At 35.5% G+C, this 22203-nt stretch carries 21 protein-coding genes; 14 read left to right on the plus strand and 7 right to left on the minus strand.

Features of this window, described 5'->3' with window-relative positions; genetic code table 11:
* Positions 1 to 259: 259 nt before the first annotated feature.
* From gyrA to dnaA, 6 genes are all read right to left on the minus strand, one after another.
* Positions 260 to 2731, minus strand: a complete 2472-nt coding sequence (gyrA, locus tag CQZ94_RS26730; RefSeq protein ID WP_105587928.1) for a DNA gyrase subunit A — start codon at positions 2729 to 2731, stop codon at positions 260 to 262.
* An 88-nt stretch (positions 2732 to 2819) separates the two neighbouring features.
* Positions 2820 to 4742: a DNA topoisomerase (ATP-hydrolyzing) subunit B gene (gyrB, locus tag CQZ94_RS26735; RefSeq protein WP_105587929.1), complete on the minus strand. Its 1923-nt coding sequence runs from the start codon at positions 4740 to 4742 to the stop codon at positions 2820 to 2822.
* Positions 4743 to 4780: 38 nt separating this feature from the next.
* Positions 4781 to 5908 carry a DNA replication/repair protein RecF gene (recF, locus tag CQZ94_RS26740; protein ID WP_105587930.1) on the minus strand — a complete coding sequence of 376 codons (1128 nt, stop codon included), beginning with the start codon at positions 5906 to 5908 and terminating at the stop codon, positions 4781 to 4783.
* A 12-nt stretch (positions 5909 to 5920) separates the two neighbouring features.
* Positions 5921 to 6133, minus strand: a complete 213-nt coding sequence (gene yaaA / locus CQZ94_RS26745; RefSeq protein WP_002016484.1) for a S4 domain-containing protein YaaA — start codon at positions 6131 to 6133, stop codon at positions 5921 to 5923.
* Positions 6134 to 6261: 128 nt separating this feature from the next.
* Positions 6262 to 7407 carry a DNA polymerase III subunit beta gene (gene dnaN / locus CQZ94_RS26750; protein WP_105587931.1) on the minus strand — a complete coding sequence of 382 codons (1146 nt, stop codon included), beginning with the start codon at positions 7405 to 7407 and terminating at the stop codon, positions 6262 to 6264.
* Between the two features lie 182 nt (positions 7408 to 7589).
* On the minus strand, positions 7590 to 8930 hold the full coding sequence (gene dnaA, locus CQZ94_RS26755) for a chromosomal replication initiator protein DnaA (protein ID WP_105587932.1): 1341 nt from the start codon (positions 8928 to 8930) through the stop codon (positions 7590 to 7592).
* 562 nt (positions 8931 to 9492) lie between these two features.
* On the opposite strand from dnaA, the gene rpmH reads away from it, so the two are divergent.
* The 10 genes from rpmH (at position 9493) to spo0J (ending at position 18548) form a co-directional block, all read left to right on the plus strand.
* Positions 9493 to 9627: a 50S ribosomal protein L34 gene (gene rpmH, locus CQZ94_RS26760; RefSeq protein ID WP_000831901.1), complete on the plus strand. Its 135-nt coding sequence runs from the start codon at positions 9493 to 9495 to the stop codon at positions 9625 to 9627.
* 76 nt (positions 9628 to 9703) lie between these two features.
* On the plus strand, positions 9704 to 10063 hold the full coding sequence (gene rnpA / locus CQZ94_RS26765) for a ribonuclease P protein component (RefSeq protein ID WP_105587933.1): 360 nt from the start codon (positions 9704 to 9706) through the stop codon (positions 10061 to 10063).
* 39 nt (positions 10064 to 10102) lie between these two features.
* Complete coding sequence (spoIIIJ, locus tag CQZ94_RS26770; RefSeq protein ID WP_105587934.1) at positions 10103 to 10870, plus strand: YidC family membrane integrase SpoIIIJ; 768 nt, start codon at positions 10103 to 10105, stop codon at positions 10868 to 10870.
* Entirely contained in the window at positions 10867 to 11484 is a 618-nt protein-coding gene (gene jag, locus CQZ94_RS26775; RefSeq protein ID WP_105587935.1) for an RNA-binding cell elongation regulator Jag/EloR, read from the plus strand. Before spoIIIJ ends, jag begins: the two co-directional genes overlap by 4 nt.
* Before the next feature lie 227 nt (positions 11485 to 11711).
* Positions 11712 to 13088, plus strand: a complete 1377-nt coding sequence (gene mnmE, locus CQZ94_RS26780) for a tRNA uridine-5-carboxymethylaminomethyl(34) synthesis GTPase MnmE (protein ID WP_105587936.1) — start codon at positions 11712 to 11714, stop codon at positions 13086 to 13088.
* 58 nt (positions 13089 to 13146) lie between these two features.
* The gene (gene mnmG, locus CQZ94_RS26785; protein ID WP_105587937.1) at positions 13147 to 15036 is read left to right on the plus strand and encodes a tRNA uridine-5-carboxymethylaminomethyl(34) synthesis enzyme MnmG; all 1890 of its coding nucleotides are present in this window, start codon (positions 13147 to 13149) and stop codon (positions 15034 to 15036) included.
* Positions 15037 to 15058: 22 nt separating this feature from the next.
* Positions 15059 to 15778: a 16S rRNA (guanine(527)-N(7))-methyltransferase RsmG gene (gene rsmG / locus CQZ94_RS26790; protein WP_105587938.1), complete on the plus strand. Its 720-nt coding sequence runs from the start codon at positions 15059 to 15061 to the stop codon at positions 15776 to 15778.
* Positions 15779 to 15883: 105 nt separating this feature from the next.
* A complete protein-coding gene (gene noc / locus CQZ94_RS26795) occupies positions 15884 to 16756 on the plus strand; it encodes a nucleoid occlusion protein (RefSeq protein ID WP_105587939.1) in 873 nt (290 codons plus the stop codon).
* A 186-nt stretch (positions 16757 to 16942) separates the two neighbouring features.
* Positions 16943 to 17704, plus strand: coding sequence for a sporulation initiation inhibitor protein Soj (gene soj, locus CQZ94_RS26800; RefSeq protein ID WP_002113231.1), 762 nt, complete (start codon positions 16943 to 16945; stop codon positions 17702 to 17704).
* Positions 17697 to 18548, plus strand: a complete 852-nt coding sequence (gene spo0J, locus CQZ94_RS26805) for a stage 0 sporulation protein Spo0J (protein WP_171902578.1) — start codon at positions 17697 to 17699, stop codon at positions 18546 to 18548. Before soj ends, spo0J begins: the two co-directional genes overlap by 8 nt.
* A 20-nt stretch (positions 18549 to 18568) precedes the next feature.
* Here the strand turns inward: spo0J and yyaC are convergent, their stop codons facing one another.
* Positions 18569 to 19165: a spore protease YyaC gene (gene yyaC, locus CQZ94_RS26810; protein ID WP_105587940.1), complete on the minus strand. Its 597-nt coding sequence runs from the start codon at positions 19163 to 19165 to the stop codon at positions 18569 to 18571.
* Between the two features lie 260 nt (positions 19166 to 19425).
* Between yyaC and CQZ94_RS26815 the strand changes: the two genes are divergently transcribed.
* The 4 genes from CQZ94_RS26815 (at position 19426) to rpsF (ending at position 22201) form a co-directional block, all read left to right on the plus strand.
* Positions 19426 to 20283 (plus strand): mechanosensitive ion channel family protein, encoded by an 858-nt coding sequence (locus CQZ94_RS26815; protein ID WP_105587941.1) that lies wholly within the window; start codon positions 19426 to 19428, stop codon positions 20281 to 20283.
* A 20-nt stretch (positions 20284 to 20303) separates the two neighbouring features.
* A complete protein-coding gene (locus CQZ94_RS26820; RefSeq protein WP_000436054.1) occupies positions 20304 to 20501 on the plus strand; it encodes a DUF951 domain-containing protein in 198 nt (65 codons plus the stop codon).
* Positions 20502 to 20616: 115 nt separating this feature from the next.
* A complete protein-coding gene (ychF, locus tag CQZ94_RS26825) occupies positions 20617 to 21717 on the plus strand; it encodes a redox-regulated ATPase YchF (protein ID WP_098889019.1) in 1101 nt (366 codons plus the stop codon).
* 193 nt (positions 21718 to 21910) lie between these two features.
* The gene (gene rpsF / locus CQZ94_RS26830; protein ID WP_001233781.1) at positions 21911 to 22201 is read left to right on the plus strand and encodes a 30S ribosomal protein S6; all 291 of its coding nucleotides are present in this window, start codon (positions 21911 to 21913) and stop codon (positions 22199 to 22201) included.
* Positions 22202 to 22203: the final 2 nt, after the last annotated feature.

Here is a 22203-nt window from a genome sequence, read left to right on the forward strand (position 1 = left end):
TCAAACTCTCCAATAAAGTTAGTTTGTCTAGCATCTAAAAATAAAAATTGACGTTTCACGTTGTTTGTTTCGTTTAGTTTTCAAAGTTCAACATCGCGTTTCAGCGACTTTCATAATATATCATAGTATATTATTTTCGTCAACAAGTTTTTTTCGATAACTTGTATCTCTCATTTGCTGACTCTGCCTATTATATACGCTTCCCTATTTCTATGCAAGTATTATTATAAAAAAATAAGAGGGGGAGAAATCCCCACTCTTATTCTTCAGAAGAAACCTCTTCGCTAATTTCTTCTTCTTCATCCTTTTGTGCTTTTGCTACTGTCGCTACCTCTTGCTCATCCCCTAATCGAATTAGACGAACACCTTGTGTATTACGCCCCATTTGAGAGATTTGATCAACTGGCATACGAATAATAACACCCGCTACTGTAATTAACATAATGTCTTCTTCACCTGTTACAGACTTAACCGCTACTAATTTACCGTTCTTGTCTGTAATGTTACAAGTCTTCAGACCTTTACCACCACGACTCTGTAGTCGATACTCTTCAACCGGCGTACGCTTACCATACCCGTTCTTCGTTACGATTAAGACATTCGTATCCTCTTCAACAATTTCCATACCTACTACTTGGTCCTCTTCGCCTAGTGTAATAGCTTTTACACCAGCTGCATTACGGCCCATAGAACGTACATCCTGTTCATTGAAGCGAATTAACATACCATTGCTGGTCCCTACGATAATATCTTTATCACCAGATGTTAAACGTACAGAAATTAATTCATCTTCTTCACGAAGCGAAATTGCAATTAAACCGTTCGTACGTATATTTGCAAATGATGAGAGCGGCGTTCTCTTAGAAATACCTTGTTTCGTTGTAAAGAATAAGAACTGGTCGTCACCAAATTCACGAATTGGAATAATAGCGTTGATCCACTCACCCTTATCTACCCCTAATAGATTAATAATCGGTATGCCTTTTGCTGTACGACTATACTCTGGAATTTCATATCCTTTTGTACGGTATACTTTACCCTTGTTTGTGAAGAATAAAATATGATCATGAGTAGACGTTGTTAATAAATGTTCAACAAAGTCATCATCATTCGTACCCATTCCTTGTACACCACGTCCCCCACGGTTCTGTGTTTTGTACGTAGAAGCCGGTAACCTCTTAATATAACCATTATGAGTAAGTGTAATTGCGATATTTTGTTCTGGGATTAAATCTTCATCCTCTATAGCTTCCATACCGCCAATTGTAATTTCTGTTCTTCTCTTATCATTAAAACGTTCTTTTACTTCAGCTAATTCCTCGCGAATAATTTCAAGAACTTTTTCTTCGTCTGCTAAAATTGCTTTTAACTCTGCAATTAGCTTCATTAAGTCTTGATATTCTTGTTCAATTTTTTCACGTTCTAATCCGGTTAAACGTTGCAAACGCATATCTAAAATCGCTTGCGCTTGTTTCTCACTTAAGCCGAAACGTTCCATTAAACCTTGTTTTGCAATATCAGCTGTTTTGGAACTACGGATTAAAGTAATAACTTCATCAAGATGATCTAAAGCAATTCGTAATCCCTCTAAAATATGAGCACGCGCTTCTGCTTTCTCTAATTCATAAGCAGTACGTCTACGAATTACTACCTTTTGATGCTCTAAATAATAATATAGATTTTGTTTTAAATTTAGGACTTGTGGCTCTCCATTTACTAGAGACAACATATTAATACCGAAACTTGTTTGAAGTGCTGTATGTTTATATAGATTATTTAATAGTACATTGGCATTGGCATCACGACGTACTTCCATAACAATACGCATACCATTTCGATCCGATTCATCGCGTAAATCTGTAATGCCTTCAATTTTCTTATCACGAACTAATTCTGCAATCTTTTCAATTAATCGCGCCTTATTAACTTGATAAGGTAGTTCTGTTACGATAATAGATTGTTTACCATTTGCTCTCTCTTCAATTTCAACTTTAGCACGAAGTATAATAGAACCGCGACCCGTTTCGTAAGCTCTTCGAATTCCACTTCGCCCTAAGATTAAACCTGATGTTGGGAAGTCTGGCCCGGGAATATATTCCATTAATTCCGCGATAGTGATATCTGGGTTATGACTTAATGCCAACACACCATCAATTACTTCTCCAAGTTGATGCGGTGGAATATTTGTTGCCATACCTACCGCAATACCCGTTGTACCATTTACTAATAAGTTAGGGAAACGCGCTGGTAATACAACTGGTTCCCTTTCAGAACCATCGTAGTTATCTTGATAATCAATTGTATTCTTTGTAATATCACGTATTAATTCCATAGAAATCTTAGACATTCTTGCTTCTGTATAACGCATTGCTGCAGCTGAATCTCCATCAACAGAACCGAAATTACCATGTCCATCAACAAGCATGTAACGTTGACTAAAATCTTGCGCCATACGTACCATTGTTTCATAAACAGCTGAATCACCGTGCGGGTGATACTTACCAATTACTTCGCCGACAATACGTGCCGACTTCTTATATGCTTTATCAGCTGTAATTCCTAAATCATTCATCGCATATAAAACCCTACGATGAACTGGTTTTAATCCATCACGAACATCTGGTAATGCACGAGATACGATAACACTCATTGCGTAATCTAAAAATGAGGTACGCATTTCATGGCTAATATTAATTTCTCGAATTCGTGCTTGTTGTTGATTGTCTGACATCAACGAGCACCTCCTCTTACATTTCCGTTACACATACATTGATTTATATGTAGAAGACAGGAATACTTAGATTCCTGTCATTACTCACTTAAATATCAAGGTTTTTCACGTATTTTGCATTTTCTTGGATAAAGTTACGACGCGGCTCTACTTTATCACCCATTAAAATTTCAAATGTTTCATCCGCTTCAATTGCATCTTGAAGGGAAACTTGAAGTAACGAACGTACTTCTGGGTCCATTGTCGTCTCCCACAGCTGGGTTGGATTCATTTCCCCTAAACCTTTATAACGCTGAATCCCAGGCTTAGGTTGAGTTGGTAATTCAGCTAGTATTTTTTCAAGTTCTTTATTATTGTAAGCATATTGAATTTTTTTACCTTGCTGTACTTTAAACAATGGTGGTTGCGCAATATATATATAACCACACTCAATTATTTGACGCATATAACGATAGAAGAACGTTAATAATAGGGTACGAATATGTGCACCATCCACGTCCGCATCTGTCATAATAATAATTTTATGATAACGGGCCTTCTCAATATCGAAATCCCCACCAATATTTGTACCGATTGCTGTAATAATTGTACGCACTTCATCATTAGATAAAATTTTATCTAATCGCGCCTTTTCAACGTTAATAATTTTACCTTTAAGTGGTAAAATCGCTTGAAAATGACGGTCACGCCCTTGTTTCGCAGATCCGCCGGCAGAGTCACCCTCTACGATGTAAATTTCACTGATTGCTGGATCTTTCGAAGAACAATCCGCTAATTTACCTGGTAAACTCGAAACTTCTAACGCACTCTTTCTACGTGTCAATTCACGAGCCTTTTTAGCGGCTACGCGCGCGCGCGCTGCCATAGTCCCTTTATCTATAATTTTACGTGCAACATTGGGGTTTTCCAGTAAGAACTTTTCAAAGGCCTCTGAGAATACAGATTCTGTAATCGTTCTCGCTTCACTATTTCCAAGTTTCGTCTTCGTTTGCCCTTCAAATTGTGGATTTGGATGTTTAATTGATACGATTGCTGTTAAGCCTTCACGAACATCTTCACCAGTTAAATTACTATCCGCATCTTTTAAAATGTTATTTTTACGACCATAATCGTTGATTACACGTGTTAGGGCAGTTTTAAATCCTACCTCATGTGTACCACCTTCATACGTATGAATATTATTTGTAAATGAGTAAATATGATTTGTATATCCTTCGTTATATTGAAGCGCAACTTCAACCTGAATTCCATCTTTTGAACCTTCAACATATACAGGCTCTTCATGGATTGGTTGTTTTGAACGATTTAAATGTTCCACATAAGATTTAATTCCACCTTCGTAATGGAATTCTTTCTTTTGCTTATGTTCACGCTTATCTTCAATTGTTAATTTAATATTACGATTTAAAAACGCCAACTCACGCATACGAGTAGCTAATGTATCAAATTCGTATTCTGTCGTCTCTGTAAAAATTTCTGCATCTGGCTTAAAGCGTGTGATCGTTCCTGTATGATCGGTTTCACCTATTACTTTTAAATCCGCAGCCGGGATCCCACGTTCATATTTTTGATAGTGTATTTTTCCATCTCGATGTACAAATACCTCTAATTCTGTTGATAAAGCATTTACAACAGATGCACCAACACCATGCAAACCACCAGAAACTTTATAACCGCCACCGCCAAATTTACCACCAGCATGGAGTACCGTCATAATAACTTCTACAGCAGGACGTCCCATTTTTTCTTGTATACCTACAGGAATACCACGGCCGTCATCTGTTACAACAATACTATTATCTTCTTCAATACTGACATTAATTTCATCACAATATCCTGCTAAAGCTTCGTCAATACTGTTATCAACAATTTCCCATACAAGATGATGAAGACCTTTTCCACTTGTAGAACCGATATACATACCAGGACGCTTTCGAACTGCCTCCAGTCCTTCTAACACCTGAATCTGACTTTCATCATATGCGTTTTCCTGCATTTGTTTTTGTTCCATTGACACAAAGATCACCTACTTTTCCATTTAAACAGAAATTATTTTCTGTCTATTTCACAATCTACCGTGCCGTTCGTTACATGAATTGTTTTCGCTTCTTTCAATGTTTCGTGTTCAATTCCGTCGACACTCGTCGTGGTCACAAATGTTTGTACTTTTCCTTGAATTGTATTTAAAAGATGTGATTGACGATAATCATCTAGTTCTGATAACACATCATCTAATAAAAGGATTGGATATTCCTTAACCTCTGAATAAATTAATTCAATTTCAGCTAATTTTAGGGACAGTGCGGTTGTTCGTTGTTGCCCTTGTGAACCAAAGACCTGAACATTTTTACCATTAACGAAGAATTGTAAATCATCACGATGAGGACCAATTAAAGTTGTACCACGGAAAATTTCACGTTGTTTCACAGATTGAAAACTTTCATAGTATACTTCTTTTATTTTCGACAAATCCATTGATTCTGATACATCTACACTTGGTTTATAGATGATTTCTAACTCCTCTAATCCTCTGCTAATTCCCCGGTGAATTGGAGCAGCCCATTCTTGTAGTAAATGCAAAAACTCAAAACGTTTTCGCAAAATTTTCGCACCATGCTCAATAAGTTGAAGTGTAAATACATCCAACATCGTTTCCTCATTTTTACTATTCCCTTGCATCTTCTTAAGTAAATGATTTCGTTGCATGAGTACCTTTTGATATTGACTTAATTCATACAAATAGACAGGAGCTATTTGTCCAAGTTCCATATCTAAAAAGCGTCTTCGTACTTGAGGGCTTCCTTTTACAAGGTTTAAATCTTCTGGGGCAAACATAACAACATTCATTTCACCAATATACTGGCTCAATTTTTGCTGTTCTAACTGATTTAACTTTGCCTTTTTACCTTTTTTTGAAATGTTTAATTCTAAGGATAAAGAACTATTTCGCCTTTGTAATCTACCTTTTATATTACCATAATCCTCATCCCAACGAATGAGTTCACGATCGTTCGAAGTTCTATGGGATTTCGCCATCGCCAATACATAAATAGCTTCCATTAGATTCGTTTTCCCTTGCGCATTTTCACCAATAATTACATTGACTTTATCCTCAAAGGAAAGCTCTAAATGCTCATAATTGCGATAGTTTTTTAATTGTATTTCTGTAATAAACAAAGGGATCCCCCTTTATGCCTGAACTTGGAAAGTTCCGCTTCCCGGAATTTCAACAATATCATTTGCATATAGCTTTCGGCCTCTTCTATTTTCAAGTTCTTGATTCACGTATACTTCATATTCTTGTAAGAACCATTTCACAGCGCCACCTGTATCAATTACATCAGCTAACTTTAAAAATTGTCCTAGTGTAATGTATTCTGTTGAAATCTTAATAAGTTTCATAAAATCGCTCACTTTCTGAAAGTGTTCATTCTTTCATTGTACTAAATAAACTAGCATTAGGAAAGTAATACCCTACAAATCAAATAAGGGTCACTAGTACCTTTACACTAGCAACCCTCAGCCCTTACTTAGTAAGTACGTACCGGTAAAATTAATTGAATGATGGAATCATCATTCACTGTGCGAATTAAAAACGGTCTCATCGCTCCAGTAAAACTAACTTTAATTTCTGTACTGTCTAAAGCTTTTAATGCGTCCATCATATATTTTGCACTAAAAGATATTTTTAATTCTTCTCCATCTACATTTTCACATTGAACCTCTTCTACTACTTTTCCGATTTCTGGTGCATTCGAAGAAATCTCTAACATCTGTTGTTCTAATGTTGATAATTTAACAACGTTGTTACGACCGTCTCTTGCTAATAGCGACGCACGATCAATTGCTTGTAAAAATTCTTTTGTATTTACAAAGATATCAGTCTTACTCTCGGCTGGAATTAAACGCGTTGTATCTGGATAATTCCCTTCTAACAATCTTGAGAAGAATAATAAATGTTTTGTACGGAATAATACTTGATACTCCGTAATAACGATATCTACCATTTCTTCAGATTCATCTAGAATTTTACTTAATTCACTTAAGCTCTTACCAGGAATAACGACATTCGCTTGAAATTCATCGGCAATATTATACCCTTCGATTTTTGCTTTACGAAGTGCTAGCCTGTGACTATCTGTTGCAATGCAAGTTAATTCGCTGTTATATACTTTCCAGTTTACACCTGTCAAGATCGGCCTTGTTTCAGAAGTTGAAACTGCAAATACAGTTTGCCTGATCATGTGTTTAAGTAAATCTGTTGGAATCTTAAATACATGATGTTCTTCAATCTGTGGCAATAACGGATATTCAGCAGAATCTAAACCATTTAAATTAAACTCTGATTTTCCAGATTTTATTTTTGTCATAAAATGATTTTCCACAGAAATTTCAACAATTTCTTTAGGCAATTTTTTTACGATCTCACTAAAATATTTTGCTTGTAAAACAATACTTCCTGATTGTTCGATTTCAACAATTTCTTTTCCAGCATCTTCGACTGGGATAAATGATTCGATAGAGATGTCTGCATCACTACCTGTTAAGGTAACTCCTTCTTCAGTTGCTACAACTTTAATTCCTGTAAGAATTGGAATTGTTGTACGAGAAGAAACTGCCTTCATTACATCTTGTACGCTTCTTACAAGATAGTCTTTTTGTATTGTAAAACGCATAACGAAAAACCTCCGGTAAGTATAAGATTTTATTTATTTAATAAAGATAAAAAAGTAGTAGTAATAGTAATAGGGCTTGTGGATATGTGGATAACCCTGTTTAAAGATGTAAAAACAGTCTATCTATATGTGGATAGACTGTGCGTAAAATAAGCTAAGTTATTCACACTATTCAGCTACTACTATTTTAAAATATCCTTAATTTCTTCAACGTGTTTCTGTAATTGAGTATCCGTTTTTAATAGCTTCGAAATTTTTTCGTGAGCATGGATTACTGTTGTATGATCGCGGCCACCAAATTCTTCACCTATTTTTGGCAAAGATGAGTCCGTAAGTTCACGTGATAAATACATCGCAATTTGGCGAGGGAATGCAACGGATTTTGTCCGTTTTTTTGCTTTGAAATCTTCTAACTTTACTTGATAGACGCCTCCAACAGCCTTTTGAATATCAGAAATAGCAATAATTCTAGGTATAGAGTTTGGAATAATATTTTTAAGCGCTTCAGCCGCTAAATCAGCATTCATATCTTTATTAATTAAAGATGAATAAGCTACAACTCGAATAAGTGCACCTTCTAGTTCACGAATGTTTGAATCGATTTGATTTGCGATATAAAGCATAACTTCATTTGGTATATCAAGACCTTCTGCTTTTGCTTTTTTACGTAAAATTGCGATTCTAGTTTCTAGATCTGGTGGTGTAATGTCCGTAATTAACCCCCATTCAAAGCGAGAACGAAGGCGATCTTCTAAAGTTGGGATTTCTTTTGGGGGTCTATCGCTTGAAATCACAATTTGTTTACTTTCTTCATGTAACGCATTAAATGTATGGAAAAACTCTTCCTGTGTTTGTTCTTTTCCAGCAAGAAATTGAATATCATCTATCAATAAGACATCTACATTACGATATTTATTACGAAAATCGACAGCTTTATTATCACGAATTGAGTTAATAAATTCATTTGTAAATTTTTCAGATGATAAATATACAACTTTTGCATTCGGGTTGTGTTCAATTACATAATGCCCAATTGCGTGCATTAAATGTGTTTTTCCAAGTCCAACGCCCCCGTAAATAAAGAGCGGATTATAGGCTTTAGCTGGTGCCTCAGCTACAGCTAAAGAAGCAGCATGTGCAAAACGATTACCAGAGCCAATAACAAATGTATCAAATGTATATTTTGGGTTTAACATGCTCTGTGGTAAGTGATTAGACTCATCATGTGCGTGTTTTTGCTTAACAGAAGGGAGATCTATGTCCTCTTCTGCCTGACTTTGGGGAATGATAAAACGAATAGCTAGTTTTGCACCTGTTAAATCATAAAGTGTTTCGGAGATTAGTTCCGAATAATGAGATTCTAGCCAGTCACGAGCAAATTCATTTGGAGCTGTAATAGTTAATACATCTTTTTTCAAGTTATGAGCAGTTGTTGATTTTAACCAGGTTTCATAACTTGGCTTGCTTACCTTTTTTTCTAATTCTTTTAAGGCACTATTCCATAAATCAGAGATATTTTCCAAAGGTGTCCCTCCTTTACAAAGATGGTAAAAGAATAAGGTTGCGCAACAATTGTACAACCTATAAATATTTTCAATGCATATTTATACGAAACGTATTTTAAAATATAAAAACGTCGTTAGTATCCGAGATAGAGTTTTCGACAAAAAAACAAATGTGGACAACTATTTACCCACATGTGATTTAAACTATCCACATGTTATACACAAATTGTGGATAAAATAAAGGTGTGAAAAACTTATTCAAAGTGAAAACACAACTATAATATCAAAAAAAAGCAGCTATAGCAATGAATTTAAGAAAGTTATCCACAAAATCAATACCTTGTGGAATAAACTTGTCCACAATACGATATACTGTGTAAAAGTAAAAAAAGAGTTTGTGGACAAAAAAAGAGAAAAAATATTTATCCACAAGGAAATATAGGGACTGTGAAAAAGTGTGTGAATAGGTTAAAAATGAATATTTGATGAAAATTTCGAGAACCATTGACATTTTCCTATTTGATTTACTATAATTTATTAGACTGTCTTTAACAGATATTCCTCAGGGAGGTGTCATATAATGAAAAGAACTTACCAACCAAATAAACGTAAGCGCAGCAAAGTACATGGTTTCCGCAGCCGTATGAGCACAGCAAACGGACGTAAAGTGCTAGCAGCTCGTCGTCGTAAAGGAAGAAAAGTATTATCTGCGTAGACCACTGATCGTTCAGTGGTCTTTTTTTCTAATAATAATGAGTTTCCGCTGATGAAATACAGGAGTGTCAATTGATATGAAGAAAAAAAATCGTATAAAAAAGAATGATGAATTCCAGGCTGTTTTCCAAAAAGGACAATCGAATGCCAATCGCCAGTTTGTTGTATACAAATTAGATAAAGAAAAACAGCCGCATTTTCGCATTGGTCTTTCTGTTAGTAAGAAAATAGGAAATGCAGTAGTTCGTAATCGAATTAAGCGTATGATTCGCCAATCGATTATAGAATTAAAAGATGAGATAGATTCTGGAAAAGATTTTGTTATAATAGCAAGGAACCCTTGTGCAGAGATGACATATGAAGAGTTAAAGAAAAGCTTAATTCATGTCTTTAAACGCTCTGGTATGAAAAGAATAAAAAGTAGCGTAAGGAAATGAATTACACTATATACATACCGAAACAAGGAGGAGCAGGCTTTGAAAAAGAAAATAGGTTTATTAGCCATGGTTATTATGTTAATGGCAATTGCTACCGGCTGTAGTGAAACAAATCAGCCGATTACACCGAAAAGCACTGGGATTTGGAATGAATATTTCGTATACCCGCTTTCTCAGTTAATCACGTATTTTGCAAATTTATTTGGTAGTAATTACGGTTTAGCAATCGTTGTTACAACTCTTATCATTCGTTTTGCATTATTACCATTAATGATTAAACAAACGAAGAGTACGAAAGCAATGCAGGCGTTACAACCAGAAATGGTGAGATTAAAAGAAAAGTACAGCTCAAAAGATCAAGCAACACAACAAAAATTACAACAAGAAATGATGCAGTTGTATCAAAAAAATGGAGTAAATCCATTAGCAGGATGTTTACCAATATTTGTTCAGATGCCTATCCTATTTGCTTTTTATCATGCGATTATGAGAACGGCAGAAATTAGTAAACATACATTTTTATGGTTTGATTTAGGACAGGCAGATCCTTACTATATCCTTCCAATTGTTGCGGCTATTACGACTTTTATTCAGCAAAAGCTTGCAATGGCAGGAACGGCTGGACAAAATCCGCAAATGGCAATGATGATTTGGCTTATGCCAATTATGATTTTAGTCTTTGCAATTAACTTCCCAGCAGCACTATCATTGTACTGGGTAGTTGGTAATATCTTTGGTATCGCTCAAATGTATATGATCAAAGGGCCTGAAATTAAGGCTAGTAAGGCAGGAGGATCAAGCAAGTGAGTATAATTACTGCTAAAGGACAAACAGTCGAGCTGGCAGTACAAGATGCTTTAAGACAATTAAATGCTTCGAAAGATCGAGTAGATATAAATATTATCGATGAGGGTAAGAGGGGATTCCTAGGTTTATTTGGGAATCGTCCCGCTGCAGTAGAAGTTGTATTGAAAAAAGATCCAATCCAAGAATGTGAAGAATATTTAAAAAATGTTATTCAAAATATGGGTGTGGAAGTTGAGATTAGAAAAATTGTAAAAGGACGCGAAGTTGAATTTACAATTTCTGGTGAAAATATCGGTATTTTAATTGGTAAAAGAGGTAATACGTTGAATTCTTTACAGTATTTAACAAAACTTGTTGCGAATCGTAATACAAAGCAATATATTGGTATTACACTGGATGCTGAAAACTATCGTAGTAAAAGAAAAAATACGTTAGAATCTCTTTCTTATCGATTAGCAAAACAAGTAGTGAGTACGAAAAAAAGAGTTGTTCTAGAACCAATGCCTTCTTTCGAACGAAAAATTATTCATCAAGCATTATCTAATCATCAAAATATTATTACAACTTCTGAAGGGAAAGAACCACATCGGTATGTTGTAATATCTTCCAAGTGACCGGTTACTCAATTGAGTGCCGGTTTTTTTGAGGAGAAAATAAATGTGGATAACTAAAAAACACTAAACTTATCCACTGTGAATAAGTTTAGTGCTTTTTACATAAGGACATAATAAAATGAGTTATTATTCTTTTGTAGATAGGTTCGTTATGGTATCCTAATAATTTAGTGACGGAAAAAATTCATGTTGAAATAGAGATAAATAAGCAAGTGAGGTGAAAGGACATGGAATTTGATACAATTGCCGCAATTTCCACAGCACTTGGGGAGGGTGCAATTGCCATTGTTCGAGTAAGTGGGGATGATGCGATTGAGAAAGTCGATCGTATTTTTAAAGGGAAGGATTTAACACAGGTTTCTTCCCATACAATTCATTATGGTCATATTGTCGATTTAGATACAAATCAAGTTATTGAAGAGGTTATGGTGTCCATTATGCGTGCACCAAGGACTTTTACGCGTGAAAATATAGTAGAAATTAACTGTCATGGTGGACTTGTTTCGGTAAATAAAGTATTACAGCTTATTTTAGCACAAGGAGTACGACTGGCAGAGCCTGGTGAATTTACAAAACGTGCTTTTTTAAATGGACGTATTGATTTGTCACAGGCAGAAGCTGTTATGGACTTAATCCGTGCGAAAACAGATCGTGCTATGAACGTAGCGATTAACCAAATGGAAGGAAGATTATCTAAATTAATCGGCCGTCTGCGTCAAGAAATATTAGAAATATTAGCTCATATTGAGGTGAATATAGATTACCCGGAATATGATGATGTAGAAGAGATGACGCATAATATTTTAATTGAGAAGGCTACACATGTCCGTGCTGAAATTAAAAAGATATTAGAAACATCGAAGCAAGGAAAGATTTTACGTGAAGGGATTTCTACCGCGATTATCGGTAGACCTAACGTTGGGAAATCATCGCTATTAAATAGTCTTGTTCAGGAGAAAAAGGCAATTGTAACTGATATTGCAGGAACAACTCGTGATGTTATTGAAGAGTACGTTAATGTGCGTGGTGTACCACTTAAACTTATAGATACAGCCGGAATTCGTGAAACGGAAGATGTTGTTGAACGAATTGGTGTAGAGCGTTCGAAAGAAATGATGAGCCAAGCAGACTTAGTGTTAATTGTAGTGAACTATAGCGAGGCTTTAACAAATGAAGATGAGGATCTATTCCGTGCCGTACAAGGAAAAGATTTCATTGTCATTGTAAATAAGACAGATTTACCGCAAGAAATTGATATGGAACGTGTTACAGATTTAGCGGTAGGCAATCGTGTTATTACAACATCTTTAATTGAGGAGCAAGGAATAGATGAGCTTGAAAAGGCAATAGCTGATTTATTCTTTGAAGGAACAATTGATTCTGCGGATATGACATACGTGTCTAATGCGAGACATATCGGATTATTAACCCAAGCAGGAAAAACAATTAATGATGCAATTGAAGCGATAGAAAATAGTGTTCCGATTGATATGGTTCAAATTGATTTAACAAGAACGTGGGAAATACTTGGTGAAATTACTGGTGATACTGTCCATGAAAGCTTAATTGACCAATTGTTCTCTCAATTTTGTTTAGGAAAATAAAGTGAAACTTTAATCAGAGATGCTTTAGTAAGATAGAGGTTATTAGGAGGAATAAACAATGGGATACAATGCCGGTTCATACGATGTCATAGTAATCGGTGCAGGCCATGCAGGATGTGAAGCTGGTCTTGCGGCAGCACGAATGGGCTCAAAAACATTAATGTTAACAATTAACTTAGATATGGTAGCGTTCATGCCATGCAACCCTTCTGTTGGTGGACCAGCAAAAGGGATTGTTGTTCGTGAAATTGATGCATTAGGCGGAGAAATGGGACGCAATATTGATAAAACACATATTCAAATGCGTATGTTAAATACGGGTAAAGGACCAGCTGTACGCGCGCTTCGTGCACAGGCTGATAAATTCTCTTACCAGCATGAGTTAAAGAAAACAATTGAAGAAACACCAAACTTAACGTTGTTTCAAGGTCTGGTAGAGCGTTTAATTGTTGAAGATGGTGTATGTAAAGGGGTAATTACACAAGCTGGTGCTGAATACACAGCGAAAACAGTTGTAATTACAACTGGAACATTTTTACGTGGTGAGATTATTATGGGAGATTTAAAATATTCAAGTGGTCCAAATAATCAGCAACCATCTATTACATTATCTGAACACTTAGAGGAACTTGGTTTTGATCTTGTTAGATTTAAAACAGGTACACCTCCGCGTGTAAACAGTAATACGATTGATTATAGTAAAACAGAAATTCAACCAGGTGATGATAAGCCACGTGCTTTCTCTTTTGAAACGACAAAATTTATTATGGATCAAATTCCATGTTGGTTAACGTATACAAGTACAGAAACACATCGTTTAATAGATGAAAACTTACATCGCTCAGCTATGTATTCTGGTATGATTAAAGGAACAGGGCCTAGATATTGCCCTTCAATTGAAGACAAGGTAGTAAGATTTAATGATAAACCACGTCATCAAATTTTCTTAGAGCCAGAAGGACGTAATACGCAAGAAGTATATGTACAAGGCTTATCGACGAGCTTACCAGAAGATGTACAGCGTGCAATGCTTAGAACAATTCCTGGCCTGGAAAATGTTGAAATGATGCGTACGGGTTATGCAATTGAATATGATGCAATTGTACCAACTCAGCTATGGCCAACACTTGAAACGAAAAAAATTAAAAATTTATATACAGCAGGACAAATTAATGGAACTTCTGGTTACGAAGAAGCGGCAGGACAAGGGCTTATGGCTGGAATTAATGCAGCGTGTCGTTCTTTAGGTAAAAAAGAAGTTATTTTAGGTCGCGCTGATGCATATATTGGTGTCTTAATTGATGATCTTGTAACAAAAGGTACAAATGAACCATACCGTTTATTAACGTCTCGTGCAGAATATCGTTTATTATTACGCCATGATAATGCAGATCTTCGTCTAACTGAGGTTGGGCGTGAAATTGGTTTAATTAAAGAAGATCGTTATGAGAGATTTACAAATAAAAAACTACAAATTGATCAGGAAAAGGAACGGTTAGAGAGTATTTTTATTAAACCGCGTCCTGAAGTTCAAGAATTAATTCGTAGTATTGGTGGAAGCGAATTGAAAGATGGAATACGTGCAAGTGATTTATTACGTCGTCCAGAGATGACATATGAGCATATTCATCTTTTAGTACCAAGTGAATTAGAATTAAATGATGAAATTACAGAACAAGTTGAAATTCAGATTAAGTACGAAGGATATATCGAGAAATCTTTACAGCAAGTAGAACGTATGAAGAAAATGGAAAACAAAAAAATCCCTGTAAATATTGATTATGATGCGATTTCTGGACTTGCATCAGAAGCTAGACAGAAATTGAAAGATGTTCGTCCGCTTTCGATGGGGCAAGCTTCACGTATTTCTGGCGTAAATCCAGCTGATGTTTCCATTTTGCTTATTTACATTGAACAAGGAAAAATTGCACGAGTATCGAACCAATAACATAGTAAGGAGATATTGCTAGATGAACATAGAACAATTTCAATCTATGCTAGAAGAGAAGGGTATTTCCCTCTCTTCTAGACAGTTAGAGCAGTTCAAAATCTACTTTGAAACGTTAGTAGAGTGGAATGAAAAAATGAACTTAACGGCTATTACGGAGAAAGAAGAAGTATACTTAAAACACTTTTTTGATTCTGTTACAGCGGCTTTTTATTATGATTTTTCGAAACCATTTTCTATTTGTGATGTTGGAGCCGGAGCCGGATTCCCAAGTATCCCTTTAAAGATCTGTTTCCCACACTTAAAAGTAACGATTGTGGATTCATTACAAAAACGTATTAATTTCTTAAATAACTTAGCGCAAAAGTTAGAATTAAGTGATGTTGCATTTTGTCATGATCGTGCTGAAACATTTGGAAAAAAAGAAGGTGTACGTGAAGCATACGATATTGTAATGGCACGTGCAGTTGCACGTCTTTCTGTATTAAGTGAGCTATGTTTGCCACTTGTAAAAGTAGGGGGAACATTCATTGCAATGAAAGGTGCAGCGGCGAACGAAGAAATCGAAAATGGCAAATATGCTTTAGAGGTACTTGGCGGAGAATTAAAAGAAATGTCTACGTTCCAATTACCGTTTGAAGAAAGTGAGCGTAACATTTTATTAATCGAGAAAAAGCGCAAGACACCAAAGAAATATCCACGCAAACCGGGAACGCCCAATAAATTACCTATTGAAAAATAAATCTTATTAGACGTAAGATTAAATTATATAAATGAAAGCGTAAATGTTTCATAGGAAACATTTTATGTAGAATAGTCAATAGGCCTAAAAGGTGGTGGAATATGTATGAAAAATACGTTTTCTCGTTTATTTGGCTTTGGAGATAAAGAGAGCGAATTCGAATTACAAGACGAAAGCCATGAAGAAATAGATAAAAAGGTATATGAAGAAATACAGGAAATTCCGATAGTAAACATTACCCCTAACCGTTATCAACCACGAACAGTTTTTGACGATGCACGTATTGATGAGCTAGCGTTAACGATCCGTACACATGGGCTTATCCAGCCGATTGTTGTGAGACAGTATGAGGATGATAAGTACGAGATTATTGCCGGGGAAAGGCGTTTCCGCGCAGCAACAAAGTTAGGGTGGGAAAAAGTTCCTGCAATAATAAAGAATTTAAATGATACTGAGACAGCTTCTGTAGCGTTAATTGAAAATTTGCAACGTGAGGAATTAACAGCAATTGAGGAAGCTGTGGCATATCAAAAGCTGATTGAGTTACATAATTTAACACAAGAAGCATTGGCACAACGACTTGGAAAAGGACAATCGACAGTCGCAAATAAATTGCGATTATTAAAGTTGCCTGAAGAAATCAAAAGTAAATTATTAGAAAAAAGTATTACAGAACGGCATGCTCGCGCCCTTATTCCTTTGAAAAATGAGGAATTACAACTGAAGGTTTTACAAGAGATTGTGGAGAAGCAATTGAATGTAAAGCAAACAGAAGAGCGAATTGCAAAGTTACTAGAAGAAGTAAAACCAAAGCGCAAAGCGAAGCAAAAAGCAGTAAGTCGAGATGCGAGAATTGCTATGAACACAATTAGACAATCATTACAAATGGTTACTAACAGTGGTTTGAATGTTAATTCTGCGGAAGAAGAGTTTGATGAATACTATCAAATTACGATTAAAATTCCGAAGAAAAAATAGTTACGTGCTAGAGACCTTATCCTATTGGAGAGGTCTCTTTTACTATATTTTCTTGTTAAAGCAAGAAGGAGTTTAGAAATAAATTTTGAAGTTTAATAAGGACGTAAAAGAAAAACTTTTATTTCATGTTACAATAAACGTAATTGTTTCTAGAATAAGAAAGAAAGGTTGAAAGTAGGTGACATCATGGGAAAAATCATTGCTATTGCTAATCAAAAAGGCGGTGTTGGAAAAACAACAACATCCGTTAATTTAGGGGCTGGATTGGCACAAGTAGGAAAAAAAGTCCTTCTCGTAGATATTGATGCTCAAGGAAATGCAACGACTGGTGTAGGAATTGAAAAGTCTGAATTAGATCAATGTATTTATAATGTTCTTGTAGAAGATGCAGATGTTCAAGGCGTTATACGGAAAACCGCAACTGAAAACTTAGATGTTCTACCCGCTACAATTCAATTGGCTGGTGCTGAAATTGAATTGGTACCAACCATTTCCCGGGAAGTACGCTTGCAAAGAGCATTACAACCAATTCGTGATGAATATGAGTATATTATTATTGACTGTCCCCCATCCTTAGGATTATTAACGATTAATGCATTAACAGCAGCAGATTCTGTTATTATTCCTGTACAGTGTGAATATTACGCGCTGGAAGGGTTAAGTCAGCTATTAAATACAGTTCGACTTGTGCAAAAGCATTTAAATAAAAATTTAGCAATTCAAGGTGTATTGTTAACGATGTTGGATGCTCGTACAAATTTAGGAATTCAAGTTATAGATGAAGTGAAAAAATACTTTAGGGATAAAGTATATCGTTCGATTATTCCTCGTAATGTTCGCTTAAGTGAGGCACCAAGTCATGGAAAACCAATTATGCAGTATGACGCTAAATCAAGAGGAGCAGAAGTATATTTAGATTTAGCAGAGGAAGTGATTGCAGGTGGCTAAGGGATTAGGAAGAGGAATCAATGTGTTTTTTCCAGATTTAGATGTGAAAGAAGAAGAAACAATTCAGGAGATTATAGTAACTGAATTAAGGCCGAATCCATATCAACCACGTAAACATTTCAATAAAGAAGCGATTCAGGAATTAGCGGCTTCTATTAAAGAGCACGGTATATTGCAACCGTTAATTGCTCGAAAGAGTATTAAAGGATATGAAATAGTTGCAGGTGAAAGAAGATATCGTGCTGCTAAAGAGGCCGGACTTGAGAAAGTGCCTGCTGTCGTAAGGCAATTAAATGAGCAGCAAATGATGGAATTTGCTTTGCTTGAAAACTTACAACGAGAAGATTTAAATCCTATGGAAGAGGCAATGGCATATCAGATGTTAATGAACGAGCTAAATGTAACACAAGAACAATTAGCAAAACGTCTTGGTAAAAGCAGACCTTATATCGCAAATTATACTCGATTGTTAAGCCTCCCTTCATTCGTTCAAGATATGATTGCAAACGGTCAGCTTTCAATGGCTCATGGAAGAACTTTACTTACAATAAAAGATGAAGAACAGTTGAAATCTTTATTGAAGCGAATTGAAAAAGAAGGACTGAATGTTCGCCAATTGGAACAAATTGTTCAGGAAATTAATCAACGTGTTTCACGTGAAACACAACAAGTGAAAAAAGAAAGAAATATATTTTTTGTAGAGCGTGAAACGTTTTTAAGAGAAAAGTTTGGTACGGATGTAAAGATCAAAGAAACGAAAAAAGAAAAAGGTAAAATCGAAATCGAATTTTTTAATAAAGAAGATTTAAATCGAATTTTAGAATTATTATCAAAGGGAAATTAAAAAGCAAACCATCTTATTGTTTATAGATGGTTTGCTTTTTTTAATGCAGATAATTTTTGGTCTGTTTCTTTTATACTTTGTGCAATTACATCAGCCATCTTCATGACTAAACTTAGTCTTGTATTTTGAAGCACGAAAAACTCCATGAAACCATTTAAATTTACGATGCCATGAATGTGCAAATCACCAATTTCAGGTAAGTTCTTATTCATCGCAGCTCCAGGTTTACTGGGGCCCTTTCCGGTAGTTATAGAACCGATACTTTGAGATTTTCCTAAACATGCATCAACAGCAATAATAAATGAAGCAGGGTTTTCTTCCTGAATATTTTGAATTTTTTCTTCTAAATTTAGTGCATGTATTGGTTCGTCTAGTGTGCCGAATACTTGAAGGTTTTTGATTTCAATTTGTTCTAGTTTAGTGCCAACTAATGGACCAAGTGCATCACCGGTAGAACGGTCCGTTCCGATACAAACAAGAATGAGTGGCATATTAGTCTTAATGGGAATATGGGAAAGTAAGAAATTACTGATTGTCTCGGAGGCTTCTAAGTCATGATGCATAACATTTTGAGTTTCTTTTTCAAAAAAAGGTAAGCGAAAACTTCTAATATTCATGAAGAACCCATCCTTTTAATAAATTTTCACAATATGTTATATGGTGTGTGAAATGGAAAATTATAAGTGCATACTTTTTGCAAACTGTGAATGAAAACGGAAATAATAGTACTAGTATATATATATTCGTTTCATTTTATACCTGAATGGAAGTTAACAAATGGAATTAAAGTCATAAATTTTTTTCAGAAATCAGAGAGAGTTCTGATACAATAATAAGGATAACTAAAAAGAAATTTTAGCTGGAGAGGTAGAGGGACATGGATTTAGCGTTGAAATGGTTTGAGTCCGTTGATTGGACGAATATAGGTGTGAAATCACTAAAAATAATCGTTATTTTAATACTTGGTGCAATCGTTGTGCGAGTTGCAAGAGCAATTGTACGAAATGCGTTTCGTATGGGAAGCCGTTCGCCGATTCAAATTTCAGAACGTCGTACAGTTACGGTAGCGAAGTTGCTTGAAAATATTGTGGCATACGTTGTTATGTTCATTATGTTAATTGCGATTTTGGGTGTGTTTGATATTAATGCGTCAGGTCTATTAGCCGGTGCTGGGGTAATTGGTTTAGCAGTCGGTTTTGGTGCACAAAGTTTAGTTAAAGATGTTATTACAGGATTATTTATTTTGTTAGAGGATCAATTTTCAGTAGGTGATTATGTAAGAATAGGTCAATTTGAAGGAACTGTTTTGGAAATCGGACTGCGCACAACGAAGATGAAAAGCTGGACAGGTGAAATTCATATAATACCAAATGGTAGTATTGTACAAGTAACGAACTTTTCCGTTAGTAATAGTGTAGCATTTGTTGATGTATCTATTTCTTATGAAAGTGATATAGTACGAGCGGAGCAAGTTATTGAAGATTTATTAGTGGAATTACCAGAAAAATATGAGAAAATGGTAACAACACCTCAATTGCTAGGTGTTCAAACATTGGCAGCGTCTGAAGTTGTATTACGTGTTATTGCTGAAGTTGAGCCGATGCAGCATGCAGTTATTGCGAGGGCTCTTCGCAAAGAGATTAAAAATCGTCTTGATTTACATGGGATTGAAATTCCATACCCACGTATGGTTTTATATAGTCGCGAAGAATTAGTTAGTGAAAAAGCAATTTAATAGTGGGAGGGATTTAGAGAATGGAGCAAAAGCAATATAACTTGTACGATGTTGTGGAAATGAAGAAAGCCCATCCATGCGGTGAAAATCGCTGGAAGATTATTCGTATGGGAATGGATATCCGCGTTAAGTGCGAGGGGTGTGACCATTCGGTAATGATTCCTCGAAGAGAGTTTGATCGCAAGGTGAAAAAAATACTTGTGAAGCATGAAGAATAGTGAAAAAGCAACGGCTGCGGTAGACAGCCGTTGCTTTTTTTCATTTGGTGGAAACTTGTCATTTTTTTCGTTACTATCTATAATGATGAAAGATTGAGACATAGGAGTGAAAAATATGGGATTAACGGCTGGGATTGTTGGATTACCTAACGTAGGGAAGTCCACTTTATTTAATGCAATTACACAAGCAGGAGCAGAATCTGCGAACTATCCATTCTGTACAATCGATCCAAACGTAGGGATTGTAGAAGTACCTGATGAGCGTTTAAATAAATTAACGGAATTAGTAGAACCGAAAAAAACTGTTCCGACTGTATTCGAATTTACTGATATCGCAGGTATCGTAAAAGGTGCGAGTAAAGGTGAAGGGTTAGGAAATAAATTCTTATCTCACATTCGTCAAGTAGATGCAATTTGCCAAGTTGTTCGTTGTTTTGAAGATGAAAATATTACGCACGTTTCAGGAAAAGTAGATCCAATTGATGACATTGAAACAATCAACTTAGAGCTAATCTTAGCGGATTTGGAATCTGTTGATAAACGTATCGAACGAGTTGCGAAGTTAGCAAGACAAAAAGATAAAGAAGCTGTATATGAGCATGAAATTTTAGTTCGTTTAAAAGAAGCTTTTGAAGAGGGAAAACCAGCTCGTACTGTTGAATTTACAGAAGAGCAAATGAAGATTGTTAAAGGCCTTCATTTACTTACAACGAAAGAAATGCTATACGTAGCAAACGTAAGTGAAGATGATATTATGGATCCTTCTGAAAATAAATATGTACAAATGGTAAAAGAATTTGCAGCAAATGAAAATTCACAAGTAATTGTTGTATGTGCAAAAATCGAATCAGAAATTGCTGAGTTAGATGAGGAAGAGAAGAAAGTATTCCTTGAAGAACTAGGTATTGAAGAATCTGGTTTAGATCAATTAATTCGTGCTGCATATGACTTGTTAGGACTTGCTACTTACTTCACAGCTGGTGTGCAAGAAGTACGTGCATGGACGTTTAAACAAGGTATGAAAGCACCACAATGTGCTGGTGTTATTCATACGGACTTTGAGCGTGGATTTATTCGTGCGGAAACAGTTTCTTATGCTGATTTAATGACAAATGGCTCTATGACAGCTGCAAAAGAAGCTGGTAAAGTACGTTTAGAAGGAAAAGAGTATATCGTAAAAGACGGAGATGTTATGCACTTCCGTTTTAATGTGTAATAACGATATTTCCTAGGAAAAATAAAGATATGAACTTGGCAAATATATGATATGTTTGCCAAGCTTTTTATTTATCGGTTAGTTGATTCATCTAACTTACTATGATATAATCTAAACTCGTGAGTAATTACTATATAATTAATTGCTCCTTGCCCATTATGGGCCGTTTAGACCAAAAGGAGGTGAAAGTGTAATGAGAAAGTACGAAATTATGTACATCATTCGTCCTGGCGTTGAAGAAGAAGCTCAAAAAGCTTTAGTTGAACGTTTCGCAGGTGTTTTAACAAACAATGGTGCAGAAATCATTAACACAAAAGAGTGGGGTAAGCGTCGTTTAGCTTACGAAATCAACGACTTACGTGAAGGTTTCTACATGATCTTAAACGTGAACTCTAACGCAGAAGCGATTAACGAATTCGACCGTTTAGCTAAGATCAACGAAGATATCCTTCGTCATATCGTTGTTAAAGAAGAAGAAAAATAATT

This window comes from Bacillus sp. MYb209 (genome assembly GCF_002975175.1).
GTDB lineage: Bacteria > Bacillota > Bacilli > Bacillales > Bacillaceae_G > Bacillus_A.

Bases quoted from the DNA above. Each gene is read 5' to 3' on its own strand.
- noc (WP_105587939.1), top strand. From the start codon at position 15,884: ATGAAAAATACGTTTTCTCGTTTATTTGGCTTTGGAGATAAAGAGAGC.
- mnmG (WP_105587937.1), top strand. From the start codon at position 13,147: ATGGGATACAATGCCGGTTCATACGATGTCATAGTAATCGGTGCAGGC.
- yyaC (WP_105587940.1), bottom strand. From the start codon at position 19,165: ATGAATATTAGAAGTTTTCGCTTACCTTTTTTTGAAAAAGAAACTCAA.
- gyrA (WP_105587928.1), bottom strand. From the start codon at position 2,731: ATGTCAGACAATCAACAACAAGCACGAATTCGAGAAATTAATATTAGC.
- dnaN (WP_105587931.1), bottom strand. From the start codon at position 7,407: ATGCGTTTTACAATACAAAAAGACTATCTTGTAAGAAGCGTACAAGAT.
- rpmH (WP_000831901.1), top strand. From the start codon at position 9,493: ATGAAAAGAACTTACCAACCAAATAAACGTAAGCGCAGCAAAGTACAT.
- CQZ94_RS26820 (WP_000436054.1), top strand. From the start codon at position 20,304: ATGGAGCAAAAGCAATATAACTTGTACGATGTTGTGGAAATGAAGAAA.
- CQZ94_RS26815 (WP_105587941.1), top strand. From the start codon at position 19,426: ATGGATTTAGCGTTGAAATGGTTTGAGTCCGTTGATTGGACGAATATA.
- soj (WP_002113231.1), top strand. From the start codon at position 16,943: ATGGGAAAAATCATTGCTATTGCTAATCAAAAAGGCGGTGTTGGAAAA.
- rnpA (WP_105587933.1), top strand. From the start codon at position 9,704: ATGAAGAAAAAAAATCGTATAAAAAAGAATGATGAATTCCAGGCTGTT.
- gyrB (WP_105587929.1), bottom strand. From the start codon at position 4,742: ATGGAACAAAAACAAATGCAGGAAAACGCATATGATGAAAGTCAGATT.
- ychF (WP_098889019.1), top strand. From the start codon at position 20,617: ATGGGATTAACGGCTGGGATTGTTGGATTACCTAACGTAGGGAAGTCC.
- yaaA (WP_002016484.1), bottom strand. From the start codon at position 6,133: ATGAAACTTATTAAGATTTCAACAGAATACATTACACTAGGACAATTT.
- rsmG (WP_105587938.1), top strand. From the start codon at position 15,059: ATGAACATAGAACAATTTCAATCTATGCTAGAAGAGAAGGGTATTTCC.
- rpsF (WP_001233781.1), top strand. From the start codon at position 21,911: ATGAGAAAGTACGAAATTATGTACATCATTCGTCCTGGCGTTGAAGAA.
- mnmE (WP_105587936.1), top strand. From the start codon at position 11,712: ATGGAATTTGATACAATTGCCGCAATTTCCACAGCACTTGGGGAGGGT.